This is a genomic window from Limnobacter sp. UBA7229 (genome assembly GCF_002473065.1).
In the GTDB taxonomy this organism is placed as follows: domain Bacteria; phylum Pseudomonadota; class Gammaproteobacteria; order Burkholderiales; family Burkholderiaceae_B; genus Limnobacter; species Limnobacter profundi.
Map to the genome: position 1 here is coordinate 257,554 of NZ_DKTN01000003.1, position 12,874 is coordinate 270,427.

Below are 12,874 nucleotides of genomic sequence, written 5' to 3' on the forward strand. Positions count from 1 at the left end.
CGTATCATTACTAACCCACGAGATTGCTTTATCACGCGCCATGCCTCAAATTAACAACAAGAACAAGCCACGCACAGGTGCCTACCTGAACCTGTTCAAGCAAAAATACGGGCTAACCGTGTCAAAAATGTGCGCCTTGTTCGGTATCAGTACCCAGGCGAAATTTAACTCAATTGTTCGCCCAGCCGAGGGCAATTCAAGCGAGGAACTGCTTGACCCCACGGTTGCTTTAATTTTGAGGTTGTACGAAACCCATGAGTCGCTGGTTCCTTTGAACAACGAACTCAGCCTGGAAGACACCTACAAAATGTTTCAAAGGGTGTTTGGAAAAACGAAAGTCAGTGAAAGCACTTTTGGTCAATTGCTGGGCCGCAGTGCTGGTTCGGGTTACCGGTGGTTAAACGGTTCAGGCAACGCCACACCGCAAGTGGGCATCGTGCTGGAAAGGCTGCGCCACATGTTGGCCAGCGGCATGGAGGAACCGGAGGTTTGTTATTTGTGGCTGGACATTGTTCATCAGGAATACCGGGCGCGTAACCAGGTGCCACCGCTGAGCGATATAGACGCAGTGAAGTTGTTGATCCAGAAGTACCCGCTTAAATACAAACACATGGCGTCATGAACAAAACATGGATTACACCGAGGTCAAACTGATTGCTGTGTGGAGTGGCCCCAAGGCCCCACCCAGCCAGTTGAAACTTTCTGATTACAAGTTGCCTGTGGCAGGTCGCATTCCGAAGAATTACTTCAATGCACTGTACGGCAACCGCAATGCCTACATGGCCTTGGGTGAACTGTTGTCGCAAGCTCAAAAAGCAGGTCATTACTTTTCGACAGCCACCATTACCGTGGGCATTGAAACGCCACGGAAACCCGGCGTGGTGCACCTGGAAGACCTGGGCGAAGAAAATGGTACGCAATTTGTGAATTTGTCGCGCGTGTCCAAAGAAGTGGTGTCAGAAGTGGCTGACATTTACCGTGCGTGCAGTGCCTTTAAAAAAATGCCTGAGGGCGAAATAGACTGGCGCAAGCCCTTTCGCTTCATGCCAGAATGCCCGGAACATTTGCCTGTGGTGTTCGACTTGTTGCGGTGCTCAGTGCTGGTTCACCCAGTGGCCTTTACCACCACACCTGAGGGCAAGCACCACTTCATTGCCAGCTTCGATCCCGATCGGGTCAAAATTCTGGATGCCCAACCCAACCGCCACGAAATAGGCCCACACCCCGAGCAAATCGTTTTTTAAATGTGGTACTGGGGTGTTTTGTGGTTGGGTGCGTTGGGGCCAGCCTGGTGAGGCGGCAATGTGGTGATGATGGGCTGAGTCAGCTGATTGCTGAGTGAAAACGCCTGAGGAACCATGCCGTTTTCATCAGCATGCATGTAAATAATCGACATGACTGCGGCGCAGAAGCTGATCACCAACACTGCCATCATGGTAAAAATCACCGCCAGTATTCGTCTTGAAAGCCTTGGCTTTGCCGGGTTGAGTCCGTTCATGCTGCATTCCTTCGCACCTTGGCATTTAACATTACAACTTCTGTAAGAAATTACAAGCCTTCAAGGACTTAGAACGATTGTTTTTAATTCCGAACGGTTTGCCATTGCACCATGAGGCTGTGTAAGGCATCCAGGCCATCGGTGAGCGCAGCCGGGCCAGGCTGCAAAATCAAAGGTGATTTGATCTCGAAAATTTGCTGGTGCTTTACCGCAAGCACATTACCCCACCCTGCCCGCGCAGCCACGGTTTCAGGGCGAAATTTCTTGCCGCACCAAGAGCCAATAATGATGTCGGGGTTGCGGCGAACAATTTCATTGCTGTTTGCAATAATGCGGTTCTTGCCCAGGCTTTGCTTGGCCAACTCGGGAAAACAATCATCGCCCCCGGCAATGCCAATCAGCTCGCTGACCCATTGAATGGCGCTGATCGGCGGTTCGTCCCATTCTTCAAAATACACCTTGGGACGCACAGTCCATTGGCTGGTTTTGGCCCGCACGGCCTCCACTTTCGCCTGCATTTCTGCAATCAGGGCAGCACCTTTCTCAGCAGCACCCACCATGGCGGCCACCTGGTACATCATGCTGAAAATTTCGGGCACTGAACGCTGGTTGAACACCGTGACCTGCACGCCATGGCGAATCAATGCACTGGCAATGTCGGCCTGCAAATCGGAAAACCCAAACACGCAATCGGGCTTCAAGGCCAAAATTTGATCAATCTTGGCAGTCAAAAATGCACTCACCTTGGGCTTTTCAAGGCGCGCTTTGCGTGGGCGCACGGTGTAGCCGGAAATACCGACAATCCGGTGTTCTTCACCCAGCAAGTAAAGCCATTCGGTGGTTTCCTCAGTGAGGCAAACAATGCGTTGGGGCAGCTGAATCATTTGCACAGGTCTTCTGTGCCAAAGCGAAAACGCGCGCCTGTGTATTGTTCAATTTCTGCAATGGCTTTGCAGGGATTTTCGCCACGGTCGATTAAATGCTGCGAAGCATAGTGGTTGGCACGGGTTTCAACCTGGTCGAGAAAATTTTTGAATTCCGGGTCTTGACCATAAACGCCCAAAAGCGTCATGAAGGCATTGTTCATCAGTTCGGTGTCTTTGGCGTTGGTTTGGTGAATGCGTTTCAACAAATCATACCCACGCCGAGGGTCGTCGTATTTCAGGTGCACCAGTTCATGCACAAAAACATAGCGCAGTGCTGCGTCGCTAAGCCCTTCAGAAAAGGCTTCGTCAATCACGATCTGGGTTTTGCCTTTGGCAAAGGCAAACAAGGGGCTTTTCTGGAAACCCATGCGGGAATACGGCACATCGTACTGCTGGCGCAGTTCTTCAAACATGCTGAGGGTGTCGGCGAAATCGCGTTGGGGCGGCGTGCTGCAACTGCTTGCCAAAGGCAGCAGGCACAAAACCCAAATCCAGCGAAACGGCGTAAGGCGCATTCGGTTATACCGACTATATTGTGAGTATTTTGATGACAGCGTATCGAAATACTACTATCAAATAGAAAGGCCGGTGAAAATTTGTTCAACCCTTTGGCAGCCCTCAAGCCGACTGGCTGCACCTTGGTTTTTTGCGTTACACTGCCAGCCCTTTTTCCATTTCTACGAGCCAAGCCATGTGGTTTAAAAACCTGTTCATCTTTCGCCTTACCAAATGGGAAGAAACCCCCGAGTCGCTGGAAGACAAACTGGCCAAACAAGCCCTGCAAGCCTGCGGTGGCATGGACTTGCAAACGCGCGGTTGGGTTTCTCCAAAGGCCGAGGGCGAACCCTTTGTGCACCGTAGCGGCCAGCAGTTGCTGATTTCATTGGGCTTGGAGAAAAAACTGTTGCCCAGCACGGTGATCAATCAATTCACCAAAGCGCGCGCAGCGGAAATTGAAGAACGCGAAGGCTACAAGCCCGGCCGCAAGCAGATGAAGGAAATCAAGGAAGCCGTGACCGACGAATTGTTGCCACGGGCTTTTGCCATTCGCAGCCGAATCAATGCGTGGATAGACCCGCAGGGCAAGTGGCTGGTGATTGACGCTGCAAGCCCGGCCAAGGCCGACGAACTGGTCGGCATGCTTATGAAAAGCGTGGAAGGCGTGGCCATGGCTTTGGTCAAAACCAAAACATCGCCCACCGTGGCCATGACCGCCTGGCTGGCCGAGAACGACAACCCGCCCCCTTTTACCGTGGACCAGGACTGCGAACTGAAAAGCCGTGGTGAACAGGCCGCCACTGTGCGCTATGTGAAGCACTCGCTGGAGTCGGAGGAAATTGCAAAGCACATCAAAGGTGGCAAGGACGTGACCAAACTGGCCATGACCTGGGCCGACAAAGTGTCTTTCGTGCTGCATGAAAACCTGCAAGTAAAAAGGGTTGCACCTTTGGATGTGATCAAAGAACAGGCCGCCCTCAGTGCCGACGACGACGCCTTTGATTCCGACTTTGCCTTGATGACCGGTGAATTGAGAAAGCTGATTCCCGGTTTGATTGATGTACTGGGTGGTGAACTGACTGGCGCGAATTCGCAACTCGCAGCCTGATATCTTCGAAACTCAGTGCACAAGTGTTAACTCTAGCCGCTTCGAAATTCAAGATTTCGTTGCGGCTGTACCTCAACAATCAAGAACAATTATTAAATATTTAAATTTGGGTTCATGCCAAGGTCAAGAATCAGTATGATTCCCTCATCCTTTGAACCAACTGGTAAAACCCAACCTTCAATGACCACACGAGTTGACCCCAACAGCCCGATCCACTGGCCCGGCGCAATCACCCTGTTCGGAACCACCATTGCTGCACTCATTCTTGTACCCGCTTACGCTTGGTTCAACGACTACAGCACGGCTGCCTGGGTGTCATTTGTGGTGTTGGCCATTCTGAATGGCATTTCGATTACCGCCGGTTACCACCGCCTTTGGGCACACCGCACCTACGAAGCCCACTGGACCGTGCGCTTCGTGTTGATGTTCTTTGGCACCATGGCCGTGCAAAACAGCATTTTGATTTGGGCTTCGGGCCACCGCACGCACCACCGCCATGTGGACGACACCGAGCACGACCCCTATTCTGCCAAGCGTGGCTTCTGGTTCTCGCACATGGGCTGGATGATTCGCAAATATGAATCCGGCAAAGAAGACTTCAGCAATTCGCCTGACCTGCTGAAAGACCCACTGGTGATGTTCCAGCACAAACACTACACCGCCTTGGCCTTGGGCATTAACTTCGGTTTGCCGGTAATTATTGGCCTGTTGGTGGGCGACTTGTGGGGTGTGGTGCTGCTGGGTGGCCTGGCCCGCCTGGTGTGGTGCCATCAAACAACATTCTTCATCAATTCGCTGGCGCACATTTGGGGCCGCCGCCCTTACACCGACGAGAACACCGCGCGCGACAACGATTTCCTGGCGATCTTCACCTACGGTGAGGGTTATCACAACTACCACCACCTGTTTCAGTACGACTATCGCAACGGCATCAAGTGGTTTCACATCGACCCCACCAAATGGCTGATTGCCGGTTTGTCGTATGTGGGCTTGACCAAAAATCTGAAGCGCTGCGACAAGTTCGCCATTGAAAAAGCACGCATTGCCATGCAATTCAAACGCGCCGAAGAAAAAATGCAGGCACAACCCACTGCCATGCATGCGCATGTAGAGGCCATGAAGGCCCGCCTTGCGCAGGAATACGAGCACTACAGCAAGGCCTTGCAAGACTGGGCCAAACTGAAAGAAGCCTGGTACCAGGACACGAAAAACGCCATTAAAAACGGCGAAACCCTGGCGGCCTACAAAGCCAAATTCAAAGCCATGGAAGTTGAAATGCGCCTCCAACGCAAACGCTTGCAAGCATTGGTTCGCCAGGTTCAAAAACCGGCATTGGCTGCCTGAACGGTTAGAGAAAACGGGCCAAGGTGACTGCAACCTTGGAGCCCGACCCGATGGCACCCACCCAAAGCCTGGCGATCAACCCGCCGGGCTTCGTTGTTTTTGAGGCTGCTTCATCGCGGTGTGCGCACTCATCCAGTTGAAACTCAATAAGCTGCGCTTTCAGATCCTGGTGGGTTCCCAAAGCCGTCAGCTTTTCGATTTGTTCCTGATAGTGCAAGTTCACAAAAGTTTCCACAGCCGCAATGGTGCGGTACACCGCAGTCGAGCTGAACAGGGCTGGCAAAGCACCAGTGATGAAGCCCGCAATGCGCCAGGGCACCAACAGCCAGCTTCGGCGAAACACGGGCAGCAGTTCATTCATGGCCTTTAAATGGCGCTGCTCAGTTTGCAGGTGTTCACTGGCAAATGCGCGAATTTCAGGGTTTCTTGAAACCGCCAGAATGCCCTTGTAAATCCACACCGCCCCGGTTTCACCGGCATGGTCGGTGCGAATGTCGGCCACCAATGTGGGCGGCAAATGGCTGGTGTCGAATTTCAAAACAAAGCGTTGAATGGCAGGGCGTACCGGCAAAAAGCCGTTGTAAGCCTTCTCCATCAGCCACAACATGCCGGGCACTTTGGCCAACCACGCCAACACCCGCCAGCCGGGCAACTGCGCCCACACATGCACAAAGGCCGCAGCACCACTGAGCAATTCGCCTTGCGCTGTCCGCGTGTGAAAACGCGCCATGAGTTGTTCTTTGGATTGCCCTTGGGGCAGTGGCGTGTCGGGTTTGGAGACATCCACCCAGGCTATGGGCTGATCGGGCGTGATGTTTTGGTACACCGCGATTTCCCGACGGCACATGGGGCATGAGCCGTCGAAATACACCTCAACACATTGGGATTGGTTTACAACTTGTTGGTCTTTAACTGCCATGACCGTACTGCCTTGATTGAAACTGCTTTGGGATAAAACGATTACCCCAGTTTAACTGTGTACTTCACGCCGTCAAACTCGATTACATCGCCACCCACAATTTTCTTGCGCTTCTGGGTTTCAATTTGACCATTGACCAACACATGGCCATCGGCAATCACATTCTTGGCCTCGCCGCCGCTGGACAACCAACCCTGAAATTTCAGGATTTTGTATAGCTCAACGGGTTCTTTGTTGATGATGACTTCGTTCATGGCGTGTATTCCCTGCAATCAATGCCCGAAGTGTATCAGCCTTCGAGTATCCACCGCGCTGCCTTCTCGGCAATCATCAGCGTGGGGCTGTTGGTGTTGCCACTGGTAATGGTGGGCATCACGCTGGCATCGGCAATGCGCAGGTGCTTCAAACCAATCACCCGCAAGCGGGAATCGACCACGGCAGCGGGGTCGTTGGCAGCACCCATTTTTGCTGTACCCACCGGGTGAAAAATCGTGGTGGCAATGTCGCCTGCCAAACGCACCAATTCCTCGTCGGTTTGAAACTCCACGCCGGGCTTGAATTCCTCGGGCTTGTATTTGGCCAAGGCGGATTGTTGGGCAATGTTGCGGGTCACCCTTAATGAATCAGCCGCCACTTTTTGATCTTCAGTGGTGCTGAGGTAATTCGGTGCAATCGCAGGTGCTTCGTCGAACCGGCCGGTTTTGATGTGCACTGAACCCCGACTGCTGGGGTTGAGGTTACACACACTGGCTGTGAAGGCATTGAAGTTGTGCAAAGGCTGGCCAAATGCGGGCAGGCTTAGGGGCTGCACATGGTATTGAATGTTGGGGTATGGCCTGTCGGCACTGCTTTTGGTGAATGCGCCCAGTTGCGAGGGGGCCATGCTCATGGGGCCGCTGCGCTTGAACACATATTCCATGCCAATTTGCGCCTTGCCCCACAGGCTGTTGGCCAGCATGTTCAAGGTTTTAACACCCTGCACTTTAAACACCGCGCGTATTTGCAAATGGTCTTGCAGGTTGGCACCCACACCGGGTTTGTCCAGCTTTACCTCAATGCCGTGTTGCTGCAGCAGGCTGCCCTGCCCTATGCCAGATAGCTCCAGAATTTGTGGCGTGCCAATTGCACCCGCGCACAACACAGTTTCACGCACGGCTTTCACCGCCACTTCTTCACCGCCCTTCACCACCAGCGCGCCATTGCACACCAGTTCGCCACTGGCGTTGCGTTCAATGATTAAATTTTTAACTTGTGCCTGGGTCCACACGGTTAAGTTGGGTCGCTTCAGGATGGGGCGCAAGAAGGCTTTGGATGTGTTCCACCGCCAGCCGCTGCGCTGGTTCACTTCAAAGTAGCCCACACCAAAATTATTGCCGCGGTTGAAGTCGTCGCTGGCGGGTATACCCGCTTGCTGCGCCGCTTCAGAAAATGCTTCCAGAATTTCCCAACGCAGGCGCTGCTTTTCAACGCGCCATTCTCCCTTGCCACTGTGAAACTTTGGCAGGTCTGTGTCGGCCAACTCGGCATGCGGGTTGTCGTACCGCCAGTTGCTTTCATGGGCCAAAAAATCTTGCAAACAATTGTTCCAGTTCCAGGCCTCGTCGCCGGTTTGCGCGGCCCAGCTTTCGTAATCGCGGGCTTGGCCCCGCATGTAGATCATGCCGTTGATGCTGGAGCAACCACCCAAGGTTTTGCCGCGGGGGTAAATCAAGGCGCGGCCGTTCAGGCCTGCATCGGGCTCGGTGCGAAAACGCCAATCGGTGCGGGGGTTGTCGATGCAATACAGGTAACCCACGGGAATGTGGATCCAGTGGTAGTTGTCCTTTCCGCCCGCTTCCAGCAACAACACTGAATTGTTGGGATTGGCACTGAGCCGGTTGGCCATCAAGGCCCCCGCCGTGCCCGCCCCTACTACGATGTAATCAAAAGTCCGCATGTTTACCCCGAATCGATTACCCAATAGTAACCAGCCCACAAATTGGATTGAAGCCTGCGTTGCTGCAATCGACTTGGGGTTTTCCAGAGTTTTGCAAAAAAGTTAAAGATGAAATGACCAATCACCCGCGCTTGTGACGATTCCAAGCGTGTCAGAATGACATCCGATTCCTTTACAATCATGGGCTAATACCCTATTCCAACAGCTCGAGGTTTTCAAAATGACAGAACGCACCACAGTGCATGGCTTGAAAGTAGCCACACCCCTGTACAACTTCATCAACAATGAAGTGCTGCCCGGCACCGGCATTGATCAAGCTGGTTTCTGGAAGGGCTTCGACGAAATCGTCAGCACACTGGCCCCAAAAAACGCTGCCCTGCTGGCCGAGCGCGACCGCATTCAGCTGGAAATGGACGCCTGGCACAAAGCCAACCCCGGCCCCATCAAAGACATGGCCGCTTATCAAGAATTCTTGAAAAAGATTGGCTACCTGGTTGAGCAGCCTGCCAAAGTGCAAGCCACCACCGCCAATGTAGACAGCGAACTGGCCACCCAAGCTGGCCCCCAATTGGTTGTGCCTATTTTGAACGCACGCTACGCCCTGAACGCAGCCAACGCACGTTGGGGCAGCCTGTACGACGCACTGTACGGCACGGATGTCATTTCCGAAGAAGGCGGTGCAGAACGCGCTGGCGGCTACAACCCAGTGCGCGGTGCAAAAGTAATTGAGTTTGCACGCAACTTTTTGGATCAGTCTTTCCCATTGGAAGGCGCATCACACAAAGACGCCACTGGCTACGCCATTGCAGGTGGCAAGCTGCAAGTTGCCTTGAAAAATGGCAGCACCGTTGGCCTGAAAAACGCCGCACAACTGGTGGGTTACCAGGGCGACGCTGCTGCTCCTTCTTCAGTATTGCTGGTGAACAATGGCATTCACGCCGACATCATTATTAACCGCGCAACACCGATTGGTTCCAGCGACGCAGCCGGTGTGGCCGATGTGGTGCTGGAAGCAGCGTTGTCCACCATTCTGGACCTGGAAGATTCTGTTGCAGCCGTAGACGCTGAAGACAAAATTGTGGCCTACAAAAACTGGCTGGGTATTTTGAAAGGCACCCTGACAGAAAGCGTGAGCAAAGGTGGCAAAACCTTCACACGTGGCCTGAATGCCGACCGCGTGTACACCGGCGTGAATGGCGAGAAAGTGACCATGCATGGCCGCTCCATGTTGTTCTTGCGCAATGTGGGCCACCTGATGACCAACCCCGCAATTTTGTGGGGCGGCGACAAAGAAATTCCCGAAGGCATTATGGACGCGATTGTGACCACCACGATTGCGCTGCACGACCTGAAAGGCAATGGCGTTAACGGTATTCGCAACAGCCGCAAAGGTTCGGTTTACATCGTGAAGCCGAAAATGCACGGCCCTGTTGAAGTGGGCTTCGCTGCCGAATTGTTCACCCACGTAGAAAAGCTGCTGGGCCTGCCCGACAGCACCGTGAAGCTGGGCATTATGGACGAAGAGCGCCGCACGTCTGTTAACTTGAAGGCCTGTATTGCTGCCGCAGCAAGCCGTGTTGCTTTCATCAACACCGGCTTCCTGGACCGCACTGGCGACGAAATGCACACCGCCATGCACGCCGGCGCCATGATTCGCAAAGCCGACATGAAGAGCAGCGCATGGATTACCGCCTACGAGCGCAACAACGTGCTGGTTGGTTTGAGCTGTGGTTTGAAAGGCCGCGCGCAAATTGGTAAAGGCATGTGGGCCATGCCCGACCTGATGAAAGCCATGCTGGAACAAAAAATTGGCCACCCCAAAGCCGGTGCCAACACCGCCTGGGTACCTAGCCCAACCGCGGCAACACTGCACGCCATGCACTACCACCAGGTGAGCGTGGCCGCTGTTCAAGCCGAGCTGGAAAAGATTGATGCCGACGCAGAACGCCCAGGCATTCTGGCCAACCTGTTGCAAGTTCCCGTGGCCACCAATACCAATTGGAGCGACGCCGAAAAGCAGCAGGAACTGGACAACAACGCCCAGGGTATTTTGGGTTATGTTGTGCGCTGGGTTGACCAGGGTGTGGGCTGCTCCAAGGTGCCCGACATCAACAACGTGGGCCTGATGGAAGACCGCGCCACACTGCGTATTTCCAGCCAGCACATTGCCAACTGGATTCACCACGGCATTGTGAGCAGAGAGCAAGTGATGGAAACCATGAAGCGCATGGCTGCAGTGGTTGATCAGCAAAACGCTGGCGACCCCGCGTACAAGCCCATGGCTGGCAACTTCGACACTTCAGCTGCATTCAAGGCTGCATGTGACCTGGTGTTCAAAGGCATGGAACAACCTGCCGGTTACACCGAGCCACTGCTGCACGCATGGCGCTTGAAGGTGAAAGCCGCTTAAGTTTGAGTGGTTTGATTTGAGAAAGCCAGGTGCTGAAAAGTGCCTGGCTTTTTTGTTTGAACCTTAGGAAACTCTTGGTTACAAACATTCTCATGAACAAGCAATCTCGAGTTACCTGCAAAGCATTGGCCGCTAAGGAAATGGACATGATCAAATTTGCTTTCGCCGTAGCAACGCTGATGCTGGGCCTTACATCGACTCACGCTTCAGAGAACTCAACCGCTGATTTGCTGAAGGCTTGGACATTGCTGGAAGTTCGCTGCCCGATTGGATGTTTTGAAACCACGGTCAATCAATTCAAACCGCAGATTGGAAAGAGTATCGATTTAAAAGCAGCACAAAATAAAACATCGCCAGTGGGTGCCTGCGCTAAGGGGCACTTGCACTTTGTGCTTGAAGAACTGCCGTTGAAAGATGTGCTGACTAGAATGAATACCACCCTGCCCCCTGAAGCAGTAGATAGCCAAGGCAAGCCCTTGCAGTTTTCATTGGAGAACACAGGCCTTGGATTTTCTGCCTATGGAGAGCAGTTAACTACGGTAAGAACTGGCGTAATGGAATGTAAAGACCCCGCTTGGAAAGGCAAGTGGGAGCAGAGAAAGTTTGTGGTATCGATTGATGCGCACCGAATGGTGACGCTGGAGGAAGATGGCGCGTTGGGGGTTTATTACGCTTTAAAGAACAAATAAAACGCTGAGCGGTTGATTGATTAGTGATAAGCATGTCTATAAAATATACCAATATTTGGTATCGGAGGCCTCCCATGGCTAAAAACACAAGTGTTTCTCTTGGCCCACATTTTGATCAATTCATTGCATCACAGGTCCAGAATGGCCGCTATGGCTCGGCCAGCGAAGTGGTCAGAGCAGGGCTACGTTTGCTGGAAGAAAACGAAACTCAGCTGACGCAACTGCGTCGCCTACTGGAGGAAGGCGAGCAAAGCGGACTTTCCGACTATTCTTACGACGATCTAATTTCGCAGCTGGACAAAGAAGCGGAATGACAAAGCCATTCCTTCTGACTGTCGCGGCCCGCAACGACCTATTGAATATTGCTCGCTTTACTGCAAAACGCTGGGGAAACCCGCAACGAAACAAATATCTAAAACAACTCGATGACACTTTTCGGTTACTTGCTCGCCAACCAGAAATCGGTATCGATGCATCGGGAATAAAGCCCGGATACAGAAAATTCGTGCTCGGTAGCCATGTCATTTTCTACCGAGATGGAAGCGATTCAAAAGTCGTAGTGGTTCGTGTGCTCCATCACCGCATGGATGTGGATAGTCACCTTTGAGCTTCTTTCAACGAGGCTTGTTGCTATTTAGCTTGCGCAAACGAGATACTCGAAAAGCAAAAAAGTACGGCAGTAAATATTGATCGCATATGAATTTCAGGAAGTATGTTGGACAATTAATTTATAGATGCGTTTAAACAGAACGCCAAGCAATAAGCTACCAAAGGCACCAACTAAAAACCAAATCCCGAAAAGACCAAGAGCGTATTGGTAATCAACGGTACTGCCTGGGAAATAAAACTCAAGCTGTGCGTTGTGTAACAGGCCGATAAACAACATTGCGCAAGCAAGGGCTACTCCACATGCAATCGACACAATCAATCCTTTGTGGCTTATTAGTTTCACCAGCCTGACTGATAAGTTCATTGATTCGATACCTGTTTTGTGAGCAGCACTTCTTCAACTCTTGCAGAAGTTATTTTCAAATTAACCTGAAAAACCTTCTTGGGGAGCTTAGGATTTGCTCGAGTCGAGAATCGATGATATTCACGGAACGTAAGAACCAACTCGGCTTGGTCAACTGTTGTTTCAGGCGTTTTAGGTACAACCCAATCGGCCTTTACAAACTCCCCTTTCGCTTGCAATGTGTGTACTTGAACTTCCGGTAGTTCATCGAAAGTGGCAACAGTGATCAGGTGATTATTTTTACAAGTGGCACCAGTTTCAAGCCCACAAGTTTCATCGCGAGCTGGCGTTGCAAACAGGCGCAACATCAAGCCCTTCTGCTGCCCAGAGCTGTATTGATTCAGTTCGATCAACTGCCCGTACGCCAAGTTTTTCAAGAGGGTTTGTTCTTCCACCTCAGTTGCCCAGCTTGAGTTTACGAACAATACCAAAGCGCTGCCTGCTATTAATTTTTGAATTTTGTTCATTGATCGACCCAGAAAACGGATGGGTTGTTCCTCACACTGTTGTGAACGTTCAAGCCAAATTGAACTT

The 12,874-nt window shown here is 52.2% G+C and carries 16 protein-coding genes; 8 read left to right on the forward strand and 8 right to left on the reverse strand.

Annotation, left to right across the window (positions count from 1 at the left end):
• The first annotated feature begins 40 nt into the window (after nucleotides 1–40).
• Nucleotides 41–622, forward strand: coding sequence for a hypothetical protein (locus tag B4C79_RS01810; protein ID WP_275271966.1), 582 nt, complete (start codon nucleotides 41–43; stop codon nucleotides 620–622).
• 7 nt (nucleotides 623–629) lie between these two features.
• Nucleotides 630–1,244, forward strand: a complete 615-nt coding sequence (locus B4C79_RS01815; RefSeq protein ID WP_291741292.1) for a hypothetical protein — start codon at nucleotides 630–632, stop codon at nucleotides 1,242–1,244.
• Here the strand turns inward: B4C79_RS01815 and B4C79_RS01820 are convergent.
• From B4C79_RS01820 to B4C79_RS01830, 3 genes are all read right to left on the reverse strand, one after another.
• Nucleotides 1,241–1,498: a hypothetical protein gene (locus B4C79_RS01820; RefSeq protein WP_291741295.1), complete on the reverse strand. Its 258-nt coding sequence runs from the start codon at nucleotides 1,496–1,498 to the stop codon at nucleotides 1,241–1,243. The two genes, B4C79_RS01815 and B4C79_RS01820, sit on opposite strands and share 4 nt — an antisense overlap.
• Before the next feature lie 83 nt (nucleotides 1,499–1,581).
• Nucleotides 1,582–2,382, reverse strand: coding sequence for an ABC transporter substrate-binding protein (locus B4C79_RS01825; RefSeq protein WP_275271963.1), 801 nt, complete (start codon nucleotides 2,380–2,382; stop codon nucleotides 1,582–1,584).
• Nucleotides 2,379–2,939: a hypothetical protein gene (locus B4C79_RS01830; RefSeq protein WP_291741299.1), complete on the reverse strand. Its 561-nt coding sequence runs from the start codon at nucleotides 2,937–2,939 to the stop codon at nucleotides 2,379–2,381. The genes B4C79_RS01825 and B4C79_RS01830 overlap by 4 nt, the downstream gene beginning before the upstream one ends.
• Before the next feature lie 176 nt (nucleotides 2,940–3,115).
• Between B4C79_RS01830 and B4C79_RS01835 the strand changes: the two genes are divergently transcribed.
• Together B4C79_RS01835 and B4C79_RS01840 are read left to right on the forward strand one after the other, a co-directional pair.
• Entirely contained in the window at nucleotides 3,116–4,030 is a 915-nt protein-coding gene (locus B4C79_RS01835) for a recombination-associated protein RdgC (protein WP_291741301.1), read from the forward strand.
• 180 nt (nucleotides 4,031–4,210) lie between these two features.
• Nucleotides 4,211–5,374 carry an acyl-CoA desaturase gene (locus B4C79_RS01840; RefSeq protein WP_291751613.1) on the forward strand — a complete coding sequence of 388 codons (1,164 nt, stop codon included), beginning with the start codon at nucleotides 4,211–4,213 and terminating at the stop codon, nucleotides 5,372–5,374.
• A 4-nt stretch (nucleotides 5,375–5,378) separates the two neighbouring features.
• Here the strand turns inward: B4C79_RS01840 and B4C79_RS01845 are convergent, their stop codons facing one another.
• From B4C79_RS01845 to B4C79_RS01855, 3 genes are read right to left on the reverse strand one after another with little or no spacing between them, the layout of a single operon-like run.
• Nucleotides 5,379–6,293, reverse strand: coding sequence for a demethoxyubiquinone hydroxylase family protein (locus B4C79_RS01845; protein ID WP_291739941.1), 915 nt, complete (start codon nucleotides 6,291–6,293; stop codon nucleotides 5,379–5,381).
• A 41-nt stretch (nucleotides 6,294–6,334) separates the two neighbouring features.
• Nucleotides 6,335–6,547: an RNA-binding S4 domain-containing protein gene (locus B4C79_RS01850; protein WP_040513673.1), complete on the reverse strand. Its 213-nt coding sequence runs from the start codon at nucleotides 6,545–6,547 to the stop codon at nucleotides 6,335–6,337.
• A 35-nt stretch (nucleotides 6,548–6,582) separates the two neighbouring features.
• Nucleotides 6,583–8,229: a GMC family oxidoreductase gene (locus B4C79_RS01855; protein ID WP_291739940.1), complete on the reverse strand. Its 1,647-nt coding sequence runs from the start codon at nucleotides 8,227–8,229 to the stop codon at nucleotides 6,583–6,585.
• Between the two features lie 220 nt (nucleotides 8,230–8,449).
• Here B4C79_RS01855 and B4C79_RS01860 point away from each other — a divergent pair, with 220 nt between their 5' ends.
• From B4C79_RS01860 to B4C79_RS01875, 4 genes are all read left to right on the forward strand, one after another.
• On the forward strand, nucleotides 8,450–10,639 hold the full coding sequence (locus B4C79_RS01860) for a malate synthase G (protein WP_291739939.1): 2,190 nt from the start codon (nucleotides 8,450–8,452) through the stop codon (nucleotides 10,637–10,639).
• Nucleotides 10,640–10,785: 146 nt separating this feature from the next.
• On the forward strand, nucleotides 10,786–11,328 hold the full coding sequence (locus B4C79_RS01865; RefSeq protein ID WP_291762204.1) for a hypothetical protein: 543 nt from the start codon (nucleotides 10,786–10,788) through the stop codon (nucleotides 11,326–11,328).
• A 74-nt stretch (nucleotides 11,329–11,402) separates the two neighbouring features.
• Nucleotides 11,403–11,642 carry a type II toxin-antitoxin system ParD family antitoxin gene (locus tag B4C79_RS01870; protein ID WP_171099768.1) on the forward strand — a complete coding sequence of 80 codons (240 nt, stop codon included), beginning with the start codon at nucleotides 11,403–11,405 and terminating at the stop codon, nucleotides 11,640–11,642.
• The gene (locus tag B4C79_RS01875) at nucleotides 11,639–11,935 is read left to right on the forward strand and encodes a type II toxin-antitoxin system RelE/ParE family toxin (RefSeq protein WP_291739936.1); all 297 of its coding nucleotides are present in this window, start codon (nucleotides 11,639–11,641) and stop codon (nucleotides 11,933–11,935) included. Before B4C79_RS01870 ends, B4C79_RS01875 begins: the two co-directional genes overlap by 4 nt.
• A 96-nt stretch (nucleotides 11,936–12,031) precedes the next feature.
• Here the strand turns inward: B4C79_RS01875 and B4C79_RS01880 are convergent, their stop codons facing one another.
• Nucleotides 12,032–12,301: a hypothetical protein gene (locus B4C79_RS01880; RefSeq protein ID WP_291739934.1), complete on the reverse strand. Its 270-nt coding sequence runs from the start codon at nucleotides 12,299–12,301 to the stop codon at nucleotides 12,032–12,034.
• Nucleotides 12,298–12,807 (reverse strand): hypothetical protein, encoded by a 510-nt coding sequence (locus tag B4C79_RS01885; protein WP_291739933.1) that lies wholly within the window; start codon nucleotides 12,805–12,807, stop codon nucleotides 12,298–12,300. Before B4C79_RS01885 ends, B4C79_RS01880 begins: the two co-directional genes overlap by 4 nt.
• Nucleotides 12,808–12,874: the final 67 nt, after the last annotated feature.